This is a genomic window from Deltaproteobacteria bacterium (genome assembly GCA_016208165.1).
Lineage (GTDB): Bacteria > Desulfobacterota > Desulfarculia > JACQYL01 > JACQYL01 > JACQYL01.
In genome coordinates, this window is sequence record JACQYL010000005.1 from 31255 (window position 1) to 56870 (window position 25616).

Annotated in this window: 23 protein-coding genes and 1 pseudogene (1 of these 24 running past the window's edge); 6 read left to right on the forward strand and 18 right to left on the reverse strand. The window is 55.1% G+C overall.

Features of this window, described 5'->3' with window-relative positions; all coding sequences use genetic code 11:
- Positions 1 to 759, forward strand: a pseudogene (locus HY788_01115) (P1 family peptidase) (it extends 233 nt beyond the left edge of the window).
- A 96-nt stretch (positions 760 to 855) separates the two neighbouring features.
- On the forward strand, positions 856 to 1434 hold the full coding sequence (locus HY788_01120; protein ID MBI4772777.1) for a flavodoxin family protein: 579 nt from the start codon (positions 856 to 858) through the stop codon (positions 1432 to 1434).
- A 120-nt stretch (positions 1435 to 1554) separates the two neighbouring features.
- Here HY788_01120 and HY788_01125 read toward each other — a convergent pair whose 3' ends face one another.
- From HY788_01125 to HY788_01140, 4 genes are all read right to left on the reverse strand, one after another.
- Positions 1555 to 2004, reverse strand: coding sequence for a YceI family protein (locus tag HY788_01125; GenBank protein ID MBI4772778.1), 450 nt, complete (start codon positions 2002 to 2004; stop codon positions 1555 to 1557).
- Positions 1968 to 2483: a rhodanese-like domain-containing protein gene (locus tag HY788_01130; protein MBI4772779.1), complete on the reverse strand. Its 516-nt coding sequence runs from the start codon at positions 2481 to 2483 to the stop codon at positions 1968 to 1970. Before HY788_01130 ends, HY788_01125 begins: the two co-directional genes overlap by 37 nt.
- 99 nt (positions 2484 to 2582) lie before the next feature.
- Positions 2583 to 3044, reverse strand: coding sequence for a CBS domain-containing protein (locus HY788_01135; protein ID MBI4772780.1), 462 nt, complete (start codon positions 3042 to 3044; stop codon positions 2583 to 2585).
- A 668-nt stretch (positions 3045 to 3712) separates the two neighbouring features.
- Complete coding sequence (locus HY788_01140; GenBank protein ID MBI4772781.1) at positions 3713 to 5293, reverse strand: MBL fold metallo-hydrolase; 1581 nt, start codon at positions 5291 to 5293, stop codon at positions 3713 to 3715.
- Positions 5294 to 5694: 401 nt separating this feature from the next.
- Between HY788_01140 and smc the strand changes: the two genes are divergently transcribed.
- From smc to HY788_01160, 4 genes are all read left to right on the forward strand, one after another.
- Positions 5695 to 9267, forward strand: coding sequence for a chromosome segregation protein SMC (gene smc, locus HY788_01145; protein MBI4772782.1), 3573 nt, complete (start codon positions 5695 to 5697; stop codon positions 9265 to 9267).
- A gap of 125 nt (positions 9268 to 9392) precedes the next feature.
- Complete coding sequence (gene ftsY / locus HY788_01150; protein ID MBI4772783.1) at positions 9393 to 10451, forward strand: signal recognition particle-docking protein FtsY; 1059 nt, start codon at positions 9393 to 9395, stop codon at positions 10449 to 10451.
- A 61-nt stretch (positions 10452 to 10512) separates the two neighbouring features.
- Positions 10513 to 11313: a glucose-1-phosphate thymidylyltransferase gene (locus HY788_01155; protein MBI4772784.1), complete on the forward strand. Its 801-nt coding sequence runs from the start codon at positions 10513 to 10515 to the stop codon at positions 11311 to 11313.
- Between the two features lie 6 nt (positions 11314 to 11319).
- Positions 11320 to 11763 carry a tyrosine-type recombinase/integrase gene (locus HY788_01160; GenBank protein MBI4772785.1) on the forward strand — a complete coding sequence of 148 codons (444 nt, stop codon included), beginning with the start codon at positions 11320 to 11322 and terminating at the stop codon, positions 11761 to 11763.
- Positions 11764 to 11773: 10 nt separating this feature from the next.
- On the opposite strand, the gene HY788_01165 is transcribed toward HY788_01160, so the two are convergent.
- From HY788_01165 to HY788_01230, 14 genes are all read right to left on the reverse strand, one after another.
- Entirely contained in the window at positions 11774 to 12571 is a 798-nt protein-coding gene (locus HY788_01165; protein ID MBI4772786.1) for an alpha/beta fold hydrolase, read from the reverse strand.
- Positions 12572 to 12636: 65 nt separating this feature from the next.
- On the reverse strand, positions 12637 to 13056 hold the full coding sequence (locus tag HY788_01170) for a hypothetical protein (GenBank protein ID MBI4772787.1): 420 nt from the start codon (positions 13054 to 13056) through the stop codon (positions 12637 to 12639).
- A 333-nt stretch (positions 13057 to 13389) separates the two neighbouring features.
- Complete coding sequence (locus HY788_01175) at positions 13390 to 13944, reverse strand: hypothetical protein (GenBank protein MBI4772788.1); 555 nt, start codon at positions 13942 to 13944, stop codon at positions 13390 to 13392.
- 518 nt (positions 13945 to 14462) lie between these two features.
- Entirely contained in the window at positions 14463 to 15098 is a 636-nt protein-coding gene (locus HY788_01180) for a molecular chaperone TorD family protein (protein ID MBI4772789.1), read from the reverse strand.
- Between the two features lie 80 nt (positions 15099 to 15178).
- Entirely contained in the window at positions 15179 to 16273 is a 1095-nt protein-coding gene (nrfD, locus tag HY788_01185) for a polysulfide reductase NrfD (GenBank protein MBI4772790.1), read from the reverse strand.
- Positions 16273 to 16998: a 4Fe-4S dicluster domain-containing protein gene (locus HY788_01190; protein MBI4772791.1), complete on the reverse strand. Its 726-nt coding sequence runs from the start codon at positions 16996 to 16998 to the stop codon at positions 16273 to 16275. The genes nrfD and HY788_01190 overlap by 1 nt, the downstream gene beginning before the upstream one ends.
- Before the next feature lie 11 nt (positions 16999 to 17009).
- Positions 17010 to 19544 (reverse strand): molybdopterin-dependent oxidoreductase, encoded by a 2535-nt coding sequence (locus HY788_01195; GenBank protein MBI4772792.1) that lies wholly within the window; start codon positions 19542 to 19544, stop codon positions 17010 to 17012.
- 186 nt (positions 19545 to 19730) lie between these two features.
- On the reverse strand, positions 19731 to 20093 hold the full coding sequence (locus HY788_01200; GenBank protein ID MBI4772793.1) for a hypothetical protein: 363 nt from the start codon (positions 20091 to 20093) through the stop codon (positions 19731 to 19733).
- Between the two features lie 342 nt (positions 20094 to 20435).
- Positions 20436 to 22616: a sigma 54-interacting transcriptional regulator gene (locus HY788_01205; protein ID MBI4772794.1), complete on the reverse strand. Its 2181-nt coding sequence runs from the start codon at positions 22614 to 22616 to the stop codon at positions 20436 to 20438.
- Positions 22617 to 22626: 10 nt separating this feature from the next.
- Positions 22627 to 23562, reverse strand: a complete 936-nt coding sequence (gene phnD / locus HY788_01210; GenBank protein ID MBI4772795.1) for a phosphate/phosphite/phosphonate ABC transporter substrate-binding protein — start codon at positions 23560 to 23562, stop codon at positions 22627 to 22629.
- A 483-nt stretch (positions 23563 to 24045) separates the two neighbouring features.
- A complete protein-coding gene (locus HY788_01215; GenBank protein MBI4772796.1) occupies positions 24046 to 24291 on the reverse strand; it encodes a TM0996/MTH895 family glutaredoxin-like protein in 246 nt (81 codons plus the stop codon).
- Positions 24292 to 24498: 207 nt separating this feature from the next.
- Positions 24499 to 24804: a hypothetical protein gene (locus HY788_01220; protein ID MBI4772797.1), complete on the reverse strand. Its 306-nt coding sequence runs from the start codon at positions 24802 to 24804 to the stop codon at positions 24499 to 24501.
- 27 nt (positions 24805 to 24831) lie between these two features.
- Positions 24832 to 25176: a hypothetical protein gene (locus HY788_01225; GenBank protein ID MBI4772798.1), complete on the reverse strand. Its 345-nt coding sequence runs from the start codon at positions 25174 to 25176 to the stop codon at positions 24832 to 24834.
- 160 nt (positions 25177 to 25336) lie between these two features.
- Positions 25337 to 25616, reverse strand: a 280-nt coding sequence (locus HY788_01230) for a transposase (protein MBI4772799.1), incomplete at its 5' end; no start/stop codon positions are given.

The window sequence follows — 25616 nt, forward strand, 5'->3', positions numbered from 1 at the left end:
GGGGGCGCACTGAAATTTCTGGAGGAGCAGGGCGTCGGCTTCGATGTCACCATAACCCGGGTTCCTATTGGGCCGACCGCCATCGTATTCGACCTTGGATTTGGCCGGCATGATGTTCGGCCCGGAGTGGAGATGGGCTACAGGGCCTGCCGGAATGCCCATATAGACGTGCCGACCGGAAGTGTCGGCGCCGGCACGGGAGCCACGATCGGAAAGTTTTTCGGACTGGCTCAGGCTATGAAAGGCGGGATCGGCACCTCGAGCATTTTTGTGCCTCCGGACATCATCGTAGGGGCCCTCGCCGTGGTGAACGCATTCGGGGACATTCGCAATCCGAAGTCCGGCGCCATCATTGCGGGCGCCCGAACCGCTCCGGACAGCCATGACTTCGCCGATACCGACAAGTGTCTGCTTTCGGGTCTCAAGCGGAAGAGTTTCTCGATCGTGAGTAATACGACCGTTGGTGTGGTGGCCACCAACGCCGCCCTAACCAAGGCCACAGCCAGCAGCGTGGCGCGAATGGCGCAGAACGGACTGGTCCGGGTTCTTTCGCCTGCGCACACCCTGTTCGATGGGGATATCGTATTCGGTCTTTCGGTGGGAGACGTCGAAGCGGATATAAACGCAGTAGGTGTGGCGGCGGAAAAAGCGTTATCCCGGGCCGTGCTCGACGCCGTTTTCACCAGCCACGGCATGGGTCTGCTTCCTGCCTATCGAGACCTCCGCTCCGGTTCCGGCCCCGAACCGGAATACCCTTGATAGCCGGGCCTCCTGCACCCTTCCGGGAAACTCCGCCGAGCGGATAAACCATTCGTATGATCGCCTTGATTCACTTCAAGCCAGGAGGAGTCGATTATGAAGGTAGTGATGTTCAACGGCAGCCCCCGCAAGAACGGTAACACCACTCAGGCCCTGAAACTGACGGAAACCGTTCTGAACGAGCAGGGTATTGAAACCGAAATCATCCGAATCGGAGGAACCGGACTTCACGGCTGCATTGCCTGTTACAAGTGCATGGAAAACAAAGATCGGCGTTGCGGAGGTATCAAGGACGACCCCCTGAACGAGTATCTCGGAAAAATGGTCGAGGCCCACGGCATTGTGATCGGAACTCCCACCTACTTCGGTAACGTATCGGCCGAGGTCAAAGCGTTGATCGATCGATGCGGCCTCGTTTCCAGAATGAACGGCGGTCTTCTGAGCAGAAAGGTAGGCGTTGCCCTGGCGGTCGCGCGCAGGGCCGGGGCCGTGGAAGCCATTACGTCCATTAACAATTTCTATCTCATCAACGATGTGATGATACCGGGATCGATGTATTGGAACTTTTGCATCGGCCTCAAGCCCGGAGATATCCAAAACGATAAGGAAGGCCTGGACACGGTAAAACGTACGGCGGAAAACGCGGCCTGGATGATCCGCAAGCTGACGGCATAGATAGCATCCTTGTTCACGGGGGAAACTAGTTAAAAGTTCCCCCTACCCCTCTTTTAAACGCCGGCGGCCCCGCTCCGCCGGTGGGCCCACGGATTCACGCGCTCGAAATCCTTGTGACTGCTAGTGCGAGAGAACGCGAAGTTCGATACTGACGGCGTCGTAGACCAGATGCATGCCCAGATGCTCGAAAAAGCGACCGGAGCCGTAAATCACATTCCAGCGCGTCCGATCCAGATCAAAATGGGCTTCCACGGAGATGGCGCCGTCCGACGTACGTCCGATAGTAGCCGGAAAGCGTATGTCCGCGCTCACCCCCCGGAGGCTCAAACTGCCCTGGATGTCGTAGTTTGCCGCGCCCATGGGCGCGTCTCCGATCAGCTTGCCGGACTCGATGACAACCACGGCTTTTGGAAACAGTTTCACAAAAAAGAAATCGTCGGACTTGAGATGTTCGATGAGCACCGGCTGTAGGTCATCGCCCTCCAGGTCCACGTTTTTGATGGAACGCATGTCGATCTCGAAGTCTCCCTCGATCACGCTGTCTCGTACGCGGAATTCCCCCTTGGACAACCGGATCGTACCCAAATGCTTGTTGTGGCGTTGCGGCCGGTCCACTCGATCGAGCTTTTGGATACGTCTACCGAGTAATCGCGGTCTTCCAAGGGAATGGTCATGTCCGGCTCGTCGATCTTTTCGGGTTCCGTCCCTTCCAGCGGGTATCCCGCAGCCCGCCAGGCCTCCACGCCTCCTTCGAGTAAATAGATCCTACGGTAGCCCAGCCTCGAGAGTTTCTCGGCGGCAACCGCTGCGTCGTAAGAATGGAAACTCGATCCGTATACGACGATGTTGTGATCCCTGTCGGGCGCAATGGCCTCGATCTGGTCCGGAAAGGTGACCTCATATACACAAGCGTTCTTGGCTCCAGGTAAGCGTCGCTTTTCGTACCATTCGCTCGGAAGCGTATCGATGGGTGTCACGTCTCCTCCCCTCTCGAGAAGTACGAACACCTGCTCCGCACTCATTTTCCTGATCGGCGCAGCACGCTCCATGACATCCTCCGGATTCCTCTTTGTTTAATAGCCGGACAGGGCCCTTCCGGCCGTCTTTCCATTCTCCCTAAAAAAAGGTCCCAACCGGCGACAAAAGGACTATTCGTCCGTTCCTCGCGTGAGGGTCCTCAACACATCTTCCTTGCCGATAATGCCCACCAACCTTCCGCTTTCCACCACGGGGATGGTGTGGAAGTTCTTCTCCACCATCAACGTCGCCACGTCCTCGATGGTCGCCTCCAGCCCCACCGTGTATGGATTCGGAGTCATGGCGTCGCCGGCGGTGGCGGCCGCCATCTTCTTTACTTCCTTTTCGAACACTTTCATGGACTTCAGCGGAATGAAACTGTCCAACAGTGTAAACACCGAAGGCAGCGAGAGTTTTTTCTGTTGAGCAATCAGATCGCTTTGACACAGTATCCCTTTAAGTTTTCCTTTAGCGTCCACCACGGGCACACCGTTAATGTGTTTGTCGAACAGTAGCTTCGCCACCTGGCCGACCTCGGTTTCCATGGAAACGGTAACCGGGTTCTGTGACATGATGTCTTTTGCCTTCAGCATGAGTTCTCCTCATAGTTGGAATAGTGTGATGAACGGCGCGGTCAGTCCTCCACGGGTCGCCTTGTCCTTCCATGCTCCTCGATGATTTCAATTCTTCAACGGACGATCATTATTCGATCCTGCAATCAAGGATTCATTTATTACGGATGGCCTTCCATAATTCCCCAACAAACTTGCCTAACAGGCATAGGATGACAAAAAGCAGAAGAAAGGCATAAAACAACCCCAGCAACAAACCGATGAACCCAACGCCGCACATACGAACGGAGTTCCCTCCATCTCGACATGACAACCGCCGGCCGCGATCCGAGCCAGAGGTCTTCCTGTTCCGAACCGGGTGCTCTCCGGGATAACCCATGAAAGCCCTCGGCCTGACGCCGGACCCGAACAGCATGTGTCCGCCGGAACCGTAGATATGCCAACAGAAGATAACGGCCTGGCGGCTGCTCAAGGACCTGCTTGAATAATATATAATTATACGCCGGAATCCTTTGAAGTTTCAAAGCGGGTCGATGGGATGCCGAATCGGATGACGCCGCCTATCCTGAATGCTCTCATGCTCGCCCCTGCGCCAAAGGCGGTGCGGCAAAACCAAAGAAACCTCAGGGGCGAGCCCCAAAACGCTTCCCCCAGCAAACCTGAACTGATTCCATTTCTGCGCTTTCACTCTAGTGCAGCCGTATGACTTGTCCCAGGCGTGGAACCGTTACGGCAAATCCCGCGCCTTTCAAGATATCCGCAAATGCGAGAGACTGTTCCTCTTCCCCGTGTACTAGGGCGACCCGTTTGATTCGCAGATTTGACTTCTGCAGGAAGCAAAGCAGCTCATCCTTGTCTCCGTGCGCACTGAATCCACCCAGCTCGATGACCCTGGCTTTCAACGGATATGCCTTGTTGTGAAAAGTCACCATCGGCGGCTGTCCTTTCCGGCCGGATCTCTCGTAATCCAGGCCCAGCTCAAGAATACGGCGACCGAGGGTGTTCCGTGCCATATACCCTACAATAAGGATGGTGTTTTGCTCGTTGTGGATCTTGTACCTGAGGTGATGAAGGATGCGCCCTCCTTCGCACATGCCCGAGGACGCAATGACGATATGCGGCCTTCTCTCCCGCATGAGGGCCATGGATTGGTCCACCGACGTCACGAATTGAAATTCCTTGAAAAAGAACGGATTTTCCCCTTTCTCAAGAAAGTCGGAGTGAGCCTGCCGGTCATACACTTCCGGATGCCGGCCGAAAACCTCGGTCAACTTCGTTGCCAGGGGGCTATCGAGGTAGATCGGAATTCGAAGTCCTCTATCTTCGTGATAGATCTCGTGCAGTATGTAGATCAGCTCTTGCGTTCGACCGAAGGCAAAAGAGGGTATGATCAACGACCCGCCACGTATGTGAGTATCCGCTATCACCTTCCGCAAGCTCGGTTTGAGATCGGCAATAGGCTCGTGATTTCGGTTCCCATAGGTACTCTCCATGATCATCAGATCGACTTCCCGGTCTTCCTCCGGAAAATGCAAGGTGGGATCTCTGAGTATGGGCTTTCCGAAACGGCCCAGGTCTCCCGTGTAGCCGATCGTATGGCTTCGGCCATTTTCTTTTGCCTTGATGATACTGATGGCGGATCCTAGTATGTGTCCTGCTTCGTAGAACGTGCAGTTCACATCTTTGCCTATGGTTATTGGATGTTCATAGGGAACGCCGTCAAAAAAACCCAGGGACTGTTCCGCTTCCGCATAGGTGTATAAAGGATGGACGGCTTCCAGGTGGTACTTTTGGATCAGCTCCTGGATCGCCTCCCTGTGGATCTCATTTCCGTCTTTCTTAAGGATTCTTTTGATCTGGTTCATCATCCGCTTGGATACGGTCTTGGTCCGAAGAGACTGCTTCATTTGGTAGAGAAACGAGCGAACCCGCTTGTAATTAAGGTAGTCGGCGTCCGATTCCTGGATCTTGGCGCTGTCCAGAAGAAGGTATTCACACGCATCGGCCGTAGCGGATGTGCATACGACCCGGCCGAAAAAGTCTCTCCCCGTCAGCACCGGAATGCGTCCGGAATGGTCTATGTGGGCATGAGAGAGAATCAGGTTTGTAATAATTCCGGGATCGAAAGGCAGAATCCGGTTTTTCTCTTCGCTCTCTTTTCTGTGGCCCTGAAACATCCCGCAGTCCAGCAGGATTCGATCTTCGTCCGTAGTCAACAGATGCATCGAACCGGTGACTTCTCTGACCGCGCCATAAAACGTGACATTCATATCGTTCTCCGCATATTCGATCCGGAACGTGTCTGAACTCGGACCCTCTAAACTTCGCTCACCCGGATAAGCAAACCGGAACTCGTCCCCATCCGGACTTATTAACTCGAATGGCCTCCCGTTTACAACGGCGTTCTCAACTTTGCCCGGCGGGCTTCTTCGGGGTAAACCGCGGCGGTAAGCGCCTATGATCCGAAGCTGAACCCAATCGCGGGTGACGGCGCTTTGGCGAACCTATGACCGATGAACCTCCTGAGTGCCCTATATATAGTATAGTATGCACGGCGAGTACACCGTATCTTGAATTTTAGCTTTACAAACTCACATCGATTTGATAGCCTCGCTCCAATGATGTATGTGTAAGCTCTGTTCACCCTGGACCGATGAGCAAGGACCGTGCCTTGAAAATAAAGCAATTGGAAATTCGAGGTTTTAAATCCTTCCTGGATAAGACCGTCATCGAACTTCCCGAGGGCATGAGCGCCGTGGTCGGTCCCAACGGGTGCGGAAAGAGCAACATTGTTGACGCCATCCGATGGGCCCTGGGCGAGCAGAGCGCCGGGCGCCTCCGAGGCCGGCAGATGGAGGACGTGATCTTCAGCGGAGCCGATGGACACAAGCCTTTTGGCATGGCCGAGGTATCGCTGATCTTCTCGAACGACAACGGACACTCGCCCCCCGCCTACCGTGGTTTCAGCGAAATCATGGTTACACGCCGGCTTTTCCGATCAGGGGAAAGCGAATATCTCATCAATAAATCGCCCTGCCGCTTAAAAGACATCCACGAGGTTTTCTGGGATACAGGCCTTGGAAACCGGAATTATTCCGTTATCGAACAGGGCAAAGTGAGCTCCATCATCGACATGAAGCCCGAGGAGCGTCGCACCCTTGTGGAAGAGGCGGCGGGAGTCAGCAAATACAAGAATCGAAAACGGGAAGCGCTTCAAAAGATGGAGCAGGCGCAGCAGAACCTGGTTCGCCTGAACGACATTCTGACCGAAGTGTCGCGCCAACTTGATTCACTCAAACGGCAGGCGGCCAAAGCCCGCCGATACGAGATTATAAAGCAGCGCATCCGCGGACTCGAGCTGTCCCTGGCCTTCAACGACTTCGCGATACTGCGCAGCACGGGAACGGAACTTCGGGGTCGCTCGGATCGGCTCGAAAAGGAACGCGAGCGCTATCAGACTCAATGGGTCGCAACCAAGGCGCAGCTCGAAGCCGTTAAATTGCTGTTTCAAGAGCAGGAAGACGCCATTCGGGACCAGGACAAGCAGCTATATGAACTAAAGCATCGCATCCAGGAAGCTGAAAACGAAATCGAACGCCGAAGACAGCGGATTGAGGACCTGAAACGTCGCGAAGACGACGCGCGTAACGATATTGCCATACACCAGTCAAGGCGATTCAAAATGGAGGACGAAAGCCTTCAACTTCAGCGATCCCTCGAGAAAATCGTGTCTGAACAGCAGAGTCAGACGGCATTGCTGGGAACCGTGGAAGCGAATCTCGGAAAACGCGCCGGCGAAGTGGCTCGGGTCGAAGAGCGACTCGATCGTGAAAAGCGCGCGTTGCTTGCTCTGACCGGCAAAGAATCGGATCTCCGAAACCGGAAACAGCGTTTGGAAGACCTTCGAGGCGAACTGGAACGTCGCAAAGAAGCCTTGGACAGAGAAACGGAAGACTTGACACTGGAAAGTGAAACGGTTGAAAGCGCTCTGTCCCGAACCCTCGATGAAGTCAGCAATCTGGAAGAGGAGCGTTCCGATCTCGAAGCGAACCTGGAAGAAGAAAAGGCCCTATTAACCTCGTTGAAACATCAGATGGCGGAAGCGGATGCGCGTTCCCGCGAGAGGGAGCGCGAGCTGGACGCGGTGCGGAACCGTTTGCACACCTTGAAAGAGCTTTGGGACAGGCTCGAGTACTTCGACGCAGGTGTGAAGAGCCTGATGAAGGAGGCGCACGAACACCCCGAAAGGATACGGGGAGTCGTCGGACTGGTGGCGGATGTCATTCATACCTCCCGCGAGTACGAAACGGCTCTTGAAGCCGCTTTGGGTCCCAAGTTGCAGGCGGTTCTCGTTGAAAACAGCGATCAGGCGGTGGACAACATATTGAACATGAAAGACAAATTCCAGGGCCGGGTCGCTCTCGTCCCTCTCCGGACGCATAGAAAGGCGTCGTGCGGTTCCACCGACCCGCCCCCGGACATCACTTCCCCCCCGCTGCTTCATCAGCACGTGCGGGTGTCTGAAATATCCCTTAACGGTCTGGCGAAGCGACTACTCGATAATGTGTGCCTAGTACCGGACTTGAAGCAGGCCGTTTCCCTTCATGAACACTCCGGTCTCCCGGTGGTCACGTTGACCGGAGAAATGGTGAGTCATGACGGAGTGTTATCCGCCGGAAAAGGCAAGAACGGTCACTCGGGCATTCTTGCCAAGAAACGGGAGATCGAAGATCTCGATCATCGGGAAGGCGAACTGAAACAAGCATCCGCGGAGCTCAAACGCGCAGCCGAAGATGTGCGGAATCAACTCGATTTCCACATGGAACAATTGGAGGGTCTCCAGGAGCAATCATCACGCTTACAGGACAGGCTGAAGAGTTTGGAACAAGAAAGCTTCCGGCGCCAGGAGAAACACCGAGTTCTCAGGCAACGCATCTCCGTGACCCGGGAGGAAGCGGGTCGATTGGACGAGGAAATTCTGCAGTTGGACGAGAAGGCTGAACATACCGTCGAAGAGTTGGAACAAGCCTCCGTCGATAAGTCGAGGCAGGATGAACTCCTGGCCGAACTGAAACAGACGTACGGCTCCTTGAAAAGAAACATCGACGGGCTCAAGGACGAGCTGTATCAAAAACGTCTCGAGGCCCAGTCTTTGACCGAGAAAAGGCGGCACCTGGAAAAGGAAGTGGAGCGAACGAAGCAGTTTCTCGAAGATTCGGACACTCGGATCCAAAACCTTCAGGCTCGAGTCGAGGAGTGTCGAAAAGAACAGGAAAACCTCTTCGATCTGGACCAGCGATCGACCGAGGAAATCACCGGTTTATACGAGATCCTGGAAGCTGCAAAGAACAAGCTGCTCGAACTTCACTCAAGACAGGAAGAAACGGAAGACACGCTGAGGAAACTGCAAGAGGATACGGACGCCTTTGAACAGGGAACTTCGAAAGTCAAGGAGGCGTTGTCCGCCCTGCAAGTTGAGATTGCCGAAAACCGTGTGAACATCGAACACCTGATTCGAGACATTGAAACCCGATATGGAATTCGCCTGGACCAGGCCACTACTTTTAGTGTAGAAGAGGTGGACTCAGATTCCGCCCTGGCTGAGGTTCGACAGTTGCGGGAGCGGATGTCCGGCATGGGAGAGGTGAATCCCACGGCCGTGGCGGAATATGACGCTCTGGTCGAGCGCTTCGAGTTCCTATCAGGACAAAGAAACGACCTGGTGGCTTCCATCGAAGATCTCCATACCAGCATCAAGAAGATCAACCAAGTGTGCCGCCATAATATCCTGGAAACGCTGGACAAGGTCAATGTAAACCTGAAAGAGGTGTTTCCCGTTCTGTTCGGAGGCGGCCATGCGGCGCTCAGGCTGACGGATCCGGCGAGGGTTCTGGAATCGGGCATTGAAATCGATGTCCAGCCTCCGGGCAAAAACCTGACCGTCATGGGTCTTATGTCCGGAGGAGAAAAGGCTCTCACGGCGCTGGCGCTGCTGTTTTCCCTGTACCTGATCAAGCCCTCTCCCTTTTATCTTCTTGATGAAATCGACGCCCCCCTCGACGAGGCGAACGTCGACCGCTTCAACAAACTTCTTAGAAAGATGGCCTGCGATTCACAGGTCATCCTGGTTACGCATAGCAGAAGAACGATGGAAGTGGTTGACAAGCTGTTTGGAGTCACAATGGAGCGGCCGGGTGTAAGTACGCTTGTCTCGGTGAATCTAAAAGAGGTAGCAGTTGAATGACAGGACGTTTACGCAGTTGGTTCCGGAAGAACAAAGATAAAGACAACGTGCCGGCGCAGGATGAAGCGCCGACGCCGGAGCTTGATGGAGATATAACCCAGATTTCGGATGCCCCAGGACTCGACATGAAGGCTTCCGTTGATCCTGCCGTAGAACAAGCAGTGGATTTAGATGAAGCGGAGGACACGCATTCCAGCCGGGGGCCAAGCGGTCTCCAGGAAGCGACAATTCCCGAAACCCCAAAGCAAAAAAAGGACCCGGACGATCAACCGGCTGGGTTTCTGGCCAAGCTTCGGAGCCGGCTGACAAAGACCCGAGCCTCTTTTATCGGCGGGGTGGATCGGCTGGTCCACGGCAAGAAAACCATAGATGATGAGTTGCTCGAGGATCTTGAAGAACTGCTCGTGACATCGGACCTGGGCGTTCGGACCACCATGGATCTCGTGGAGTCCATCCAGAAAAAAGTCAACCGCAAGGAACTGGTGGACCCCCGAAAACTGAGATCCGTGCTCCAGGAGGAGATTTTGAATCTCCTCAATCTCGAGGTGTCTCCTCTGGATTTCTCTCGCCGTCCGACGGTCATCATGGTCGTGGGCGTCAACGGCACCGGGAAGACTACAACCATAGGCAAGCTTGCACGGCGTTTCCGGAACGAAGGCCGAACCGTGATGCTGGCTGCGGCGGATACCTTCCGGGCGGCGGCCATCGAGCAATTGGAAGTGTGGGCAACGCGTTCGGAATCCAGCCTGATCAAGCATCAACACGGGTCCGACCCGAGCGCCGTGGCTTATGACGCCATCGAGGCGGCTCGCGCCCGACAGGTGGACGTGCTCATCATTGACACCGCCGGGCGCCTTCACACGCAAAAAAACCTCATGGAGCAACTCAAGAAGATGCACCGGGTGATCGCCGGCAGAATGGAGGGAGCGCCCCATGAGGTTTTGCTGGTGCTGGATTCCACAACGGGCCAGAACGCCCTTTCCCAGGCGAAACTGTTCCACGAGGCGCTGGGAGTGACGGGTCTGGTCCTGACCAAGCTCGACGGAACCGCCAAGGGCGGCATCGTGGTGGCCATTTTGAGGGAAATGGGGATTCCAATACGGTTCATAGGCATAGGTGAAGCTGTCGATGACCTGCGCGATTTCGATCCCCCGCAGTTCGTGGAGGCCATATTCAAGGAATAGAGAATCCCAGGAGAACTGATTCGTCTATTTATCCGGAAAAGCTATATTTCAGGGAGGTCGTATGCTCTCGCCAACCTCGTTCTTCAATCTCGAATCTCCGGAAATCGCAGACCTGTTTCAGGACCTGGCATACGTCTGGGAGGCCCTTCCGCTTCTATCGACCTACCTGAGCAGAGTGATGCAGCCTAACGTGGCCGAAATCCGCCGATTGGAAGGAGACCTCGTACAGCGTCCCTATGCGATTTGGCAAGGTCGGGTGTACTCGCAGGGGATCTCCTTTTCGCACGGAGATCCGGCCCGCCATTCGTTCAAGGTCTCTTTGGGGGATGAAGAACTGCCGGGCGCGGCAGCGATCTATCCAGGGGTGGCCCTGCTTTCGGATGATATTGAATTGGGTCCGGGGGCCGTCGTCGAGCCGGGCGCCTTTATCGCCGGCCCAACTCGAATCGGGGAACAAAGCATCGTCCGCCAGGCCGCTTACATTCGGGGTAAATGCCTTGTGGGTCGGTGTTGCGTGGTGGGGCACGCCACAGAAATGAAGAACTCCGTCATGCTGGACCATGCCAAAGCCGGCCATTTTGCTTATATAGGGGACAGCATTCTGGGAATCGATACCAACCTGGGGGCAGGAACGAAATTGGCCAACCTCAAGTTCCTTGACTCGCCCATCCGGATACGAATCGCTCCAAAGGAGACCGTGGAAATCCCTTTTCGAAAGCTGGGCGCTATCCTCGGAGACCGTGCCCAGACCGGGTGCAACAGCGTGACCAATCCGGGTACGTTACTGGGAAAGGGTTCGCTGTTGGCTCCCAATACCACGGCGAAAGCTCAATACTACCCTCCCCGTTCCGTGGTCCGGTGAGTTTCTGTGGAACCGCCCTGGGAAATCCTGCGAAAGACGTTATCGCGCGAGGACATATACGCCCTGAAGGACGCGGCCCGGGCTTCCACGCTACTCCACCCGGAAAGCGGTCTCCTTCCTCAAATCATCCTGATTTTGGCCCTTAACGAAACTTTCCGACTCGACGAACTGGTTCGGCTCCGGGTCGAAAACGTAGACCTGTCCCGCAAACAACCCAAAATCTGGGTGGAGAACCCCGGCGGAACATCGAAACGCATGGTCACCATCTCCCGGGATCTCCGGGAGCTGCTCGTCGAGTTCATTCGCTGGAAAAAGGCCGTCTGCCCGCGAACCACCCCTGACCTTGACTACCTCTTCACGGACCGGTCCGGAAAACGGCTGGACGCCGGAAGTCTGGAAGCCTTCCTTGCGCGGCTGGTGTCGGAAGCGGAAATAAGAAAAAATTCCTGAGCCCGAGAAATTATAAGCCCTTCAAGAACTCGATGACGGAGCGGTTGAACGAGGCCGCTTCTTCCATGAAAAACAGATGCCCTAAGCCCCGCATGAGTTCCAGCTTCGAACCGGGTATGGCTTCATGAAGACGTCTCGCCATGTCCGGCCGGATGAGCAAATCCCCCTCCCCGTGAAGAATGAAGGTGGGCTGAACGATTTCGGACAGCCGGTCGCATAGGTCAAACCGGGCGATCGCCTTCATCTGATTGACAAAAGTGGACATGGGGGGACGGTATTTCAGGCTCTCCCGAACGTAGCGATCACAAATCTCCGGCCTCTCACGAATGGTCTTATCGGAAAACAGCACCGGCACGGAACGCCGAACATTATCCTCGTCGGAAAGCTCGGGAAGCGTTTTGAACATCTCGGCGACCTTCGGATCCGGATTGAAGCCTCTGGTTCCTTCGCAGGTCGTGCATCCGAGGACCAGGCTTCGTACGGTCTGCGGCGCGTCCAGAGCCGCCTGCATGGCAATCATGCCGCCCATGGAGATTCCCAGGAGGTGAGCGGCGCCCAGATCCAGCCGCTCGACGATTCCGATCACGTCTCCGGCCATGTCGGCAATGGTATACGGCGCTTCCGGCTTGTCGCTGTCTCCGGTGCCACGGTTATCCATGGCAATGACCCGAAAATGGGCCGACAAATCGGGCGCCTGGTCGTACCACAGGGCCCCTGAATTTGCATAACCGCGGATAAGGACGAGCGGCGCTCCGTCGCCCTGTTCGTGGTAGGCGATGTTCAGCCCATTGGCGCGGATGGTAGGCATCACAGATTCCTCTGCTGTTGCTGCATCTATTCTGTTTTCTTTGGGGAATGTTTGGAAATGAGGCCCTACAACGGGCGCTCCAACCATCGGCTGCGTCGCTGCCAGAATTCATTTATGGCGGTTTCGTTGGCTACGCCCCAATGTATGATGCAGCATTTCTCGGGTGCGTCCGCCCGAAACTCGAGCGTGTGGGAACCCTCGTCCAAATGGCCCACCTGTATCACGGCCGGGTTTTCCGGCATGATCTCGAGCCGGTCCGGTTCTCCAGTGGACTCACCCACCGCATACGTCTTGATGGAACTGTCATCCAGAACAATCTCAAGCCGATTGGCGCCCGAGGTTTCCGAGCTGGACAATACCAGTGAAACGAGGAGGTAATATTCCCCGGAGCGAGTCACCTGAAACGTATATGGGTAAGGACCCGGGTTTACTTTTTCGGGAGGCAGGTCACACTGAACATTCCGATTGCGCTTGACGTCCTCCACGGCCCCCCCTCGTCCCTGATATTCCAGGGCGAGGGCGGGCGCGTTCCGCGTTCTCGGCGCGCACGCCGGGCATAGGAATATCAGCAGCAGGAGAACGAGCAATATCGCTCGGATTCCTACTGCTCGTGCATATTCAAGTTGTTGACCCGGAAAAAACATCCTTACCCTTACCTATCGTCGCGAACCGCAGCGAAGGCAAACCCCCCATAAAGGCTTCTCCACTGGGCGGACTTCTTTTGCCTGCCCAAAACCGCCTCTCCGCGAGCCGGCCCCCGGAACGTTCCCGGAGATGGCCCTAAACAAAAAAGAAGTTCATAGAAACGTGTTTTCGACTCAGAGACCCGAGGGTTTGCACAGAATTTCCCTAATTTTCATGTCGAAAAACTGGGCGCTGTTCACCGGACGGAGCACCACGGCCGTATCCGCGCCGCGGCCCGAGCCCGCCACGGCAATCACATCTTCGTCCGTTCGCACCAGGCCGGCGTCCGCGGCCATCATCGAGATTTCCGCCACCACTTTCAGGCCCTGGCCCAAAATTCGAAGGGTAAAGGCCATCACCTCATCCACCTGAAACGAGCCTGTTTTGTTTCGGAACGCGCGCCCCACTCCCCCGAATGCGTGACCGGCGGTGAGGATCTTGACGCCCTTCTCTCCCAAACTACGCGCCGCTTCTCCGGAAAGCTCCTGGGCGTTGGGTTCCTTGAACCCGGTCACGTGCGTAACCGCTATGACCTCCACGCCCTCGGGCAAAACTTCCCGGGCCTTGAGAGCCGTATCTCCGGTGCAGGTGGCCACCACGGCCCGTTTGATCCCGAGCGCTTCCGCACGCCTGGAAGCCGCTTCCAATGTCGCTTGCGTGTTACCAGGACCCGGTTTCTTGAAATACACACATTCCAGAACGTCGTATTCAGACGACTTCATAAGCGTTCTCCCTTGCAGAATGAGATTGGTATATTAAATCATAAAGAATGGGAAAAAACCAGCGCCAACCCGGTCCTGCGGCAATTCTCGGTGAAGGGCGGAGATGAGCGTTGCCGGGCGGCTTTGGGGTGCCGCCAGTTATTTTAGCGGGGGGGGGACGTGTAAATAAGCGGTCCGATAAGCGACATTCGGGCGTGGGAGACCGACGGAACTCAGGCTCCGCAGCGAGGAATACAATTTTTGATTATCCCTTCCTATCCGGATCGAGTGGGCCTGAGAACGGCTGAGCAGTGGACCAACATCGAGGAACGGTTCGGCCGCCGGTGCTCCGGGGATAACAGTAACGCCCTCAACGGCCGTGGGATCGAGAGACCTGTCAGTGGGTCCTTTTAAGTTTGTTGTTGAAGGCGCTACAAACCCGCGGACTTCTCCGGGTGGTCGAGAGGTTCAAGAGCCCAGGACCGTCTTCCGGGCGGAAGACTGGGTCAGGATCGGGATTTGAGGGTCTCCAAAGTGGAGAGAACCATGCACCGGGTCACCCATGCCAGACAGCGGTAAAAGTCCGACCGTGTCTCTTCCATGATCCTTTGGGTAAATGGGGACACCCAGGCTGCCAGATGCTGTTCCAGGAAAACTCTTTGCCTGTCCGCATAATACGAGGCTTGCTCCATATTCGACATTCCTAAAGCCTCTGACTCCCGTTGGGCCAGGAACTGGACGAATTCGAGCTCCACCGCGATGTGGTCGGGAGCCTCCAGGAACCCTTTTGAAAGGTCCAATCCCTCCCTAGTGTAAAAATCCGCTGCATCGTTCGTGGAAAGCCCCATGACCCGGTTTTCCTGTTCGAGGTATACGGAGCCGTAGGGCGGCGCCGGCAGCCGAAAAGGGCCCACGAAAAGGCGGGAATATTCCACCAGCAGGGGCGTCCAATCCTGGGAAACCGACAGCGTGTCCCTCATCGCCCCGGCCCATCGGGCTCCTTCTTCCGTCAGGGGCGCCAGGATCCCCTCAAGCCCGTCCACCCGCTCCAATAGGCCCGGATCGGGGGCATAGTAGCAGTCCGCTACCATTCGAAAGGCAATAGCTTTTGAGCCTGCAAGGCTCGGGAAGATGGAATTCATAGTGCTTCACCCGTCAAACAGGCGGACACGCCCACTAACCGGGCCGTCCGCCGTCAAGTTCGAATCTTGGAACATTCCCATTATGCCGCTTCGGCGTCGAGCCTGAGATACTTCTCTGCAAAAGTGGCCAGGGACAGCAGCACCGCCAAGGAAAAAACCAAAACGAGGTACTCCCATATGCTGGGGCTGTAAGAAAGAACCGCGGGGAGGCCTTCCGCTTTCGGGCCCACCGGCCTCACTTGACCACCCAAGAGCACCTCCATGTGGAGTTTGAAGATCGTGATCAATGTGAGGCCTCCCGCCACTAGCTTCCCCCAATGAGAAGCTCTGATTGCGGGAACCAACCCCATTGCAAAGGGAATGAATAGAAACAGAGCCAGCGCGAAATTTACGTCCGTGGCGAAATCCGGCAAGCTCGTAGCAGATCGAAGGATCGCCCAGAGCAGATAAAACAGGAGAGCGATAAACAGTGTGAACGTATGCTTCACTGCCAGGTCTTCCAAAAGGAGATCGTTTGCCTCGCGGTAGGGGCCCTTTACCACCAGACTGTGGATGACCGTGTAAACCATAAATGCCGCCACTCCGCTGACCACCGCGATGACCAGGCACAGCACGGGGAGAAACGAACCGAAGAAAGTGGGCCTGGCTTCGGTGATGCCAAACACCGAACCCAACACCAGAGGCGCGAAGAGTGAGCAGACAAACGAACCTATTCCAAACAGTTTGCTCACTCCGCTTTGGGCGTCGTTGACATGCAGACGCCAAAACTTGCCGAGCAGGCACACCAACTCGATGCTGTAAATGGACCCCATAATCTGGATCGGGGAGCCGAAGTTGGGTGACAAAAAGATATAGTAGATGTGGTTCAAAGACCCAAGCTCGAGGCCGACGGATACGAAAGCGGCAAGCACAGCCGCGATGGCCAGAAGGACCAGCCTTTTCCCGGCGCGTTTGTAAGTCCGAACCCCGAAAAGAAAGCCAAGAGACGACAGAAGCCCCAATCCGGAACTGGTCAAGGCAAAGAACACGTAGCTCCCGATGGGGAGAGTCCAGATGACCACGTCATTGGCGTTAAAAAGAATGTGTCCCTCAAGAAAAAGACGGACCATGGTGTATAACCCGGCGAGCAGTCCAGCGCCGAGCACCGACAGCCATACGGTGTATTTGATCCGCATCACGCAGCTCCTTTCGTAGCCTCGTACTGGGCCGGGTTGAAGTTCCGGATGTAAAAGACGTGAGGTTCAGTACCGATGCCTTCCCGCAACCGGAACGGACGGTGCTTACCGAGCAGCTTGCTCACCGCGCTGTTCGGGTCTTTGATGTCACCAAATATCCTGGCCTTCGCAGGACACGCTTCCACACAGTACGGTAATTCCCCTTTCTTCACCCTGTGATCGCAAAAGGTGCATTTCTCGACCACGCCCTTGGGCCTTATCCCATCGCTGGTTTCCGCCCGGTCCGGGTTGTAGTACGGTATCACTCGTCCATCGACGGCCTTTGTTTCCTCGACAGGGGAAGCGGTGCAGCCTTTGATCAGCTCATCTTTGTTTCTCCAGAATTGGTGAGGCTTACCCCAGTTGAAATAAATGACTCCGTAGGGGCAGTTGAACATGCAATACTTACAACCGATGCATTTATGCGGATCGTGCATGGTAATGCCGTTGGCCAGCTTGTGCATGGCCTTCGTGGGACAGCCTCGAACACACGGTGCGTTTTGACAGTGGTTGCAGAGCGTGGGAATATAGTGGTATCGGACATTCGGAAACACTCCCACGGTCTCCGTGATCTTGTTCGACCAGTAGATTCCTTCCGGGACGTTGTTTTCATTCCGGCAAGCGATGGAACAGGCCCCACAACCGACACATCGCTGCAGGTCAATCACCATGGCGTATCTGGGCATGACTGAGCCTCCTATAGTTTCTCGACCCTGATGCGAGCGAATGCATGTCGCACGGAACTGCCGCTCAGGCGTTCATACTCGGCAGGAATAAGGTCGTTGTTGTTTCCACCGCGTGGCTTTTCTCCGAAAACCTCAGAGGCAAGCCGTCCGAATGCCCAATGACCCTGGCCATAGCATTTGGCGATGGTGCCGGGCCGTACGCCTTCCCACAACTTCGCGGCGCATTCCAGAGAGCCTGTCGGAGAGACGAGACGAATCCGATCGCCATCCCCGATATGCATTGTGTTCGCATCCAAGGGATTGATTTTGGCTACGTCGTTCCACCTCAGGTCTCCGGGATCCACATCCTTGAACTCATGGTACCACAGGCAGTTCGCGGAGCGTCCCTCCCTGTTGAGCCGCGACTTGTGATCCACCAGGATGAATGGAAATTGTTCGGGGTCGCCCTTGGTGAAAGGTTCTTCGAAGTGTGGCACAAATGCCTTTTCTCCCCTGGCCTGATAGTTGCACACTTCCAAGACGTGGTCCACGGTCGTGCTGTGTTTGGCGGCATGCTCTTCCAGCACCGCCTTAAGTGTGTCGCTGTAGAACTCGAACTTCCCCGTTTTGGTCTTCATTTTTCCCCAGCTTTTCCGATAAGAGTACGGATCCGAATTCCAAACACCGACTTTGCGAAATTCGTCCCATCCCCCAAACCTGTCTCCTCCTTTGTACTGGCTGGGATCCCATAATTCTTGCGTGGCGTATTTGACGGCGTACAGAGCGAATTCCTTTTCGTTCGTGGGCTCCTTGCCGGTTTCCGGGTCCTTGTATTCCTTGAAATGCCTCAACGGGTTGTCGAAACCACGTTCGGCCAATTTTTCGGCAAGGAGCCACGGAACTTCGGTCTCATCGATCTTCGCCTGCCACATGGGTTTGATCACCGGCTGCATCAGGGGAACATGGCGATATCCGTTTCCGATGGATTTCACGTAGCCCCATTTCTCGAACAAGTGATGGGTGTCCGGAAGAACGATGTCCGCAAACCAGGAAAACTCCGAAGCATGGGTGGTGATGTGGACCAAAAAAGGAATCAGGGTCAAAGCCTTTTCCCATCGTTCCGGTTGAGGGCAGGAAAACGCGAAGTTGTTCATGTACGCGATGGCGACCTTTATCTCGTAAGGATCCTTGTTCAGCAAGGAATCCGCAACGTTGTTGGTCACCACGGCCATTCCGGGACTCTTGTTGATGGAGGGGAACTCGAGTCGGCCTCGCCGATCGATTTTTTCGTACTTTTTCCCGGCCTTTGCGGTGTCGTCCAAAAAATCGTCCGGCTCCGGAAAGTCCCTGGTATAGGTCTTATTGGACTCAAGCGTTCCGCCCAAGTTGTCCACCGCGCCCGTAAGGCCGTTCAGCGCATGACAGATCATGCTTGTGTAGCCGCCCCTCACCTGCATGACCGGACCGCCCCCGACCCAGGAAATACAATGAGGGGCGGTTTCCCCATACTCTTTGGCGACTCGCTTGATCTGATCCCAGGGAAGCCCCGTCACAGCCGCAGCCCATTCGGGAGTTCTGTCTTTGAGCTCGATATTCCACCATCTTACGACCCCATGAGTATACCGCTCCTCGAACTCCTCTTCGTTCGCCGTGGCGCCGGGTTGGAATCGGTTGACTCCGTCCTTGAAGTCGCCCACAAACTCGCGGTTCCAGAGCCCATTCACCAGAAGGTAATGCGCGATGGCGGCGGCCAATGCTCCGTCCGTTCCAGGCTTCAACGGGAGCCACTCGTCGGCCTTGGCCGCCGTGGCGGAAAGCCTCGGATCCACCACAGTAATCGTCGCCCTGTCGATCACATCTCCCCACACGCTGGAGTAGTAGGATACCTGCCGATTCGAAGAAACCGGGTCTGCGCCCCACAGAATCAAATATCGGGTGTTTTTGACGTCGTACTGCCGGTAATCCCAGTATCCCTCGGTGTAATACGGACCGAACTTCTCCGCCTCGGCGCAAATGGCGCTGTGAGCGATGCTGTTTGGGGAACCGATGATCTTCGTCATTCGGTCGTACAGGATATCTCGCATATACGTATATCGTCCCCGCATGAGAAGGTATTTGTGAGTTTCATTGTTTTTGCGGAGGTCCATGATCTTGTCCGCGATCGTGTCCAAGGCCTCGTCCCAAGTGATCGGGACGAATCCCGGATCCTCGTTTCTGCCCTTTCTGGGGTTCAACCGTTTCATGGGGACCTTGATCCGGTCGGGATCATAGACCTGCTGAAGGGCCAGGTGAGGCCTGGGACAACTTGCCGGCCCGTTGACTTTGGAGTGCGGGTTCCCCCGGACTTTGACGGCCCTGCCGTTAACCACGTAAACCTGCTTCGAGCACCAGGACGTGCATCCCTGACAGGCGCCGGCGATCCATTCGCCGGTGGCCGCGGATACGGTCTTGCCGGTGACGGCCAGGGCCCTAAGGGAAGGCTGCCAAGCGGCTCCCAAAACAACAGCCGCTGCCGTTCCCTTGATAAAATCCCTGCGATTCAATCCGCCGCTCTTCCGAATTCCCATCGCGCTTTTTCCTTTCGTCATACCTCCTCCCGCCGGCAGGCCATGCCGATTTACCAAGTTCCGCCCCGACCGGCGGGCGTTTCTTTTCCTGCACCGCCGATTGTTGGCGTTCAACATACACGTTTCGTTCTATGCCGGTGTTTCGCCTTTCCCAAACCGGCTATCTATTTCATCCCCACTCTGATCTTATCGTTCAATGCCGTTCAGAAGGTAAAAAAGCTCATCCCAATCAATGGGTCTGACCAACAAGGCGAACAGATGCTTCCCTATGGCTTCAGCTAGCTCGGGATGGTAATTCCCCGTGGAAACCGCAAGGAGGAAACAGCCCGGATGCTTTCGCTTCATTTCATTGAGCTTGTTGCCGATGTTCTCTTCCACATCGATATCGAACAGCAGGACAACGGGTTCGTTTCCCACTCCCGGCTCTTCGGCCGGCAAATCGCTCCAACTCCGAAGCACTCGAATCGTATACCCGCGTTCCGTCAAGCAACGCCTGAGAGCCTCGTCCAGGCAAAGACTTTCACCCAAGAGATTGATTTTGCTTTGCACTCATGCTCCCAAACTGACGATGACAGCTATTACGCAGACAGTATCGTTTATGGTTACCCGAGGGCAAAGGACGTGCCATCCCATCCGTTGTTGACCCACACCCGGAAACCGATCGGGTTTCGAACGACCGTCCTCCGTTAACCAATCGATCTCGTTAATATTTTGGGAAAGCAATCCGGCCTGGCGGGTTGGCGGCGGGGGCGATGCGGGCGCCGAGTCGGCTTTCGCCGTGTAACGTTTCGAAACACGCTGCCGGGGACGCGAATATTTCTTATGTGATTACAAGTAGTTCAGACTGTAACGGTTGTGTACACCATTCCAAGTAACGTTACAAATAGGAGATTAATGGCGGGTTGGTTCATCAAGATGGTGCTTCCTTATCTTTCGGTATAGGGTGGTGCGGCTGATCCCCAGTTTGTCTGCAGCCGCCTTCTTATTCCATCCGCAATCGTCGAGAGCCTCCTCCAGGGCGGTCCTTTCGCGGTAATCCAAAGTGGCGGTGGAGGAGGCATCTCGGCCCTCCCGGAGGCTGTTCGGCAGATCCAATGGCTCGACGGTGCGGCCTTTGGCGAGAATCACGGCCCTTTCAATTGTATTCTCCAACTCCCTCACGTTTCCCGGCCATGGATATTCCAACAGAAGCTGCATGGCCTCTTTGCTGAAGTCCTTCAGTTCCTTTCCCTGTTCCGCACTAAAACCGGCCAAAAAGTGTCGCGCCAGGAGAGGGACATCGTTCAGTCTTTCTCTGAGCGGAGGAAGCGTGATGGGAAACACGTTAAGACGGTAAAAAAGATCCTCCCGGAACTTCCCGTCCTTGACCAGGTTGAGCAGGTTCTTGTTGGTCGCCGCCAGTATCCTCACGTTCAGACTGATCGTTTTTTCACCTCCCAGCCGCTCGAATTTCTGGGTTTGTAATACGCGTAAGAGCTTCACCTGGGCGGATAGCTGGAGGTCGCCGATTTCGTCCAGAAAAACGGCGCCCCCTTGAGCCATTTCGAAACGACCCGGCTTCTGCCGAACAGCGCCGGTAAAGGCTCCCCTCTCATGCCCAAAGAGCTCACTTTCCAAGAGCGTCGTCGGATAGGATGAACAATCAATCACGATGAACGGATTGTTCCTCCGCGGGCTGTTTTGGTGGATGGCTTTGGCCACAAGTTCTTTTCCCGTCCCACTCTCACCCAAAATCAGCACGGTTGAATCCGTTGGCGCGACATCCTGAATGAGCTTGAACACGCTTCGCATGTTCGGGGCCCTCCCGAGAAGATCTCCGAGGCCCTTCTCCGCTCCAAGCGCCGATCTGTTGAGTTCCTCCTCCTGCCGAAATGCGCGCCTTATGGAACCGCTTGCCTGGTCCAAAACCAGTTCGGCAACGGAAATCTCGGACGGTTCAGAAGCTTCTTTCTCGTTGTAGACGACAAAGAGAGCGCCTACGAGTTCCTTTTCACTGACAATAGGCAAAACGGCCAAACGCCCGAAACGATCGACCCCCTCAGGGACGGGAAATGGTAATGGATCCGACGCGGCCACGAATACGGTCTCCGGGTTCTGTCGAAAGTAGGCATACAGAGTATCGATCGGCCGTTCGGGCGCCCAAGGTCCGAAACCGCTATCGGAAACCAGATAGAGAAGATCGCCGCTTCCACGACCCAACACCATCATCAAGCGTTGGCATCGCAAGATCTGGTTCAGGCGAAGGACCAGATATGTTCCGATCTCCCGAATGGTGCTCAAGGCTCCGATCTCCTGAATGATGCTGCAGGATAGCCGGGTTTGCTGCTGGGCGTGTTCCAGGTTCTCCTTCTGTTCTTCAAGCCTTGTTGTTCTAAACCGTATCTGATCGGCCATGGCATTGAAAGAGTCTGCCAAACGAATCACCTCTCCCACCCTTCCTTTCACCTCCACCCTCCCGGACCAGTCACCCAGAGTTATTCTTTCGGTGGCTTCAACCAACTGCTCCAGGGGGTTGGCGATCTTTCCGGCCAAGATCAAGCACACAGCCACGGCGGCAAACAAAAGCAATAGCGTAATGGATGAAATCTCATAGAGGAGTTCATGTAGCTTTTCCCGATAAGGCGCCTTGTTCAGCCCAAGACGAAGAATGCCGGCCGGCATCGGTTGGGCCACGTCCAAGAATTCACCACCGGTTAATGACGTTACGTTTCGAAAGCGGGTCTCGGTTATGGGATTTGCAAAAACCCCACCGACAAGACCCGCCGGAACACCGGAATCGAAGGTATGCCCCAAAACGTTATCGCCTCTTTGGAGAAAAATATATCCGATCTCCGAGTTGCCGGCTTTGGTGTAATCTAATAACCTCTGGATGGATACGATGTCGTTTATGAGGATCAAATCAGCCGCCTGAAGCGCAAGGCCCTGAGAGAGAGAGGAGGCTTGAACCCGCATCGCCTCGTCAAGACTCCTCCAGTAGTCATGGGCCGCCAGAAAGGCCACGGCCGCATTACTCAAGACCACCGAAACCGCCACGAACAGGACTATTCTCATCTTGAGCGTTTTGGGGATCATACCGTCAACTCTAGTCCGCCTGCCCGGATGCGTAAATGTCCCGAACGGATTGGTACCACTCTTCCTTGGCGGGAACGAAACGATCGATATGCAGTCGCGCGAGGATTTTCTCGCCTTCCGGGTCTTCGTGCATCGAGATCAGAAACTTTCTTATCGCCTCCGCGTCCTCTACCGAGAGCTTCGCCGATCCTACCACCGGCGGAATACCGAACGGCCTCGACCTCTTTATGACCTTGGTGCGGGAAGTAAAGGCGGGATCTTCGGTATGGTGATAGTCCCAGATCAGACCGTCAACCGACGCGCCGTCCACTAAGCCTTTCGCAACCGCCATGATCGAGTTGTCGTGGGCGTGCGTGTACACCACCTTGCCGAAGAAATCCTTAGGCCTTTTGTTGAGTTCCGCGAGCCAAAAGGTGGGGACCATTCTTCCCGTGTTCGAATCCGGATCCGTGAAGGCAAAGGTCTTGCCCTCCAGGTCCTCTATTCTCGTGTACGGGGCGTCCTTGTGTACGATCAGATAGGCTTGATATTGCGAGCGCCCCTTGACTTGAGGGGCGGCCAGGAGTTTAAACCCCGCCTTCATTCCATGAATGGCGTAAGGTCCCGAACAAATGAAAGCTACTTCAACTTCACCCCCAATCAGCATTTCGTTGATTTCCGCATACGTCTTCTTCTGGACCATTTCGAGCCTTTTTCCCAGCTTGGTCCCAAGATATTCAAGCAGCCTCTGGTAATATTCGATGGTTCTTAGCGGCGAGACCATAGCCCCGACCGCCACGCGGATGGCTTTTCGATCTGCATCCGATTCGGTTGTAGAACCTATGTGGGATAAGGTCCTACCAAAATCCACGGTCACGGATTCCTCCCCGCTTTCGCATCCAAACGCAACCGAGAGGAGCGCCACCATAAGGGAGCACAGCATCTTTCTTGCGAAGACGCTCATCATTCCCCCATACTCGAATTCAAGCCGTTAAGAGAGATCCCGAACTATTAATAATATAGACGATTAATGGGCCAAGCGGCAATAAGTTAAAGATATGGTTTCAAGGTACGAGGGTCGACGCGCGTAGACTGAACAAGTCTGCGGAAATGAATTCGATGAAGCAGCGTCTCACATAAGGCTCTATCCGTGTCCGCGAGAGCTGCAAGGAAGCGCGGGTGAACGGCTCATCAACTGTAATGAGTGACGAATCCATCAGGTCAAGAAATGTAAAGGACGGGCGCCCTTTCACACGTTTCTTGAGGGCGTGACCTTGGAGACTGAGGGACCGCCGGCGACGATGGCCCGCACGCCAAGAAGCGGCCTTATCCCTTGTCGCAGGCGGAGGAAACAGCACCGGCGATCCAACACACAACCCACTGCAAAGGGACACTCTCAAATCAAGTCTTGGTCAAGCCAGATGAATCCCTGATCGCGAGGATTTTCCGATCAACCTTTTACCAGCTGTTTCAGACAATTAATAACGTCGTCAATTTCAGGCACTTGCCCCATGAATTTGATCTCTTGTCCAATCATAACAGCCGGGGTTAGCCTCACTCCGGTCTTGGCGATTTCCATTCTATCGGATACTTTAACAACCTTCGCCTCGATGCCTGTCCTTGCAACCGCTTCCCTGACTATTTGTTCCGTCGTATTACACCGCACGCAGCCTGTTCCCAATACTTTTATTTCCATAGAATATTCGGCTCCCTAAATCAAAATGTGGTTCTCGATTGCTTTCAGTTGGTTTCGAAAGGCCTTTCTACCATATTCTCACATCGTCCGCCATCCCGCAGACCTCGGATAAGCATCACCCTCTTCTATGATTTTGAACGAGCAATCGCAACCGCCGATCCGTTTCACGGCGGCGATTTTGGCCATAATCGTCGATTGTTTGTAGAATCAGTGAGATGGAAACAGCTGTTCAACGGAAATCCGCCGTTTCCAGAAATGAATCGGAAGCTCGTCACCGGGTCTCAATTGATAGACGAGTTTGATTTCTATATCGATAGTCTCCGTTGGCTCATCGAGTCGAATTTCGAAGCTCTCCCGTTTCAATTGGAAAGGCTGAAAGGTGGTATCCCGGATGATTCCCAACTTCTTGTCCGGCCCGAGCACCATAACGGAACCCAGGGAATCCGTGCATTGAGGCATGTAGATCCGCTTTACCTGGTAAACCTGTTCCCCCTTGCCCGTTTTGGCGATCACTTCCAGGATCGCTTGCGCCCGGGACGGTCAGCCGTCCGGAAGACGGTGCCCCGCGGTGTTCCGGATAGACACGCCAAGCACCACCATAGGCGCGTACTCCTTGTGCCCGGGTTGGAAGGTATAAGACAACACCTCGACTTCCACGGGCAAAGCGGTCCGGTAAAGCAGCGCCGCGCCTTCTCGGTCGCTAAAATCGGGAGGAAAGGTATGGTCGTTCTTTTCCATGTGGCAGTCCAGACAGGTACGCGACCCGCCGTCGGCTACATATCCGTGCAGGTAGCTCCCGTAGAGTGTGGCGCACTGAATGGGAGGGGTGAACTCGAAATTGGGTCCTAACCCGTGACATTGTCCGCAAAAAGCCGGAGAAGACATAAAACTGCTTTTACGCAGCCTCTTGATGGCGCCTTCGTGTTCGCCCTCTTCCCGGCCTCCGTATATCGTCTCGGCCTCCGGCTTGTGGTGCGCCGCGGCTTTAGTGCTCTGGGGCGAAAATTCGGTGACGTATTGTTAAGCCGCCAATTTTTGGCACTCATCAAATTTGGATAGCATTTTCCGCAAGTCCTCTCGCGTGAATTTCCACTCGAAAGGTCTTGCCCTGTGCGGTTTCTTCGTATATGGCCTGGAAGGCCAGAATTTTGGTTTCGAGTTCTTCGAGGCTTTCAAAGTAGTTGGGCGTACGCACCTTGCGCTGGAGCACAGAGAAATAAATTTCAACCTGATTAAGCCAGCTGGCGTGGATCGGGGTGTGGATTTGAATCGCATTCGAATACCAGCTCTCCAGGCGATCAACAGACGCCTGGCCTCTTTGCGAA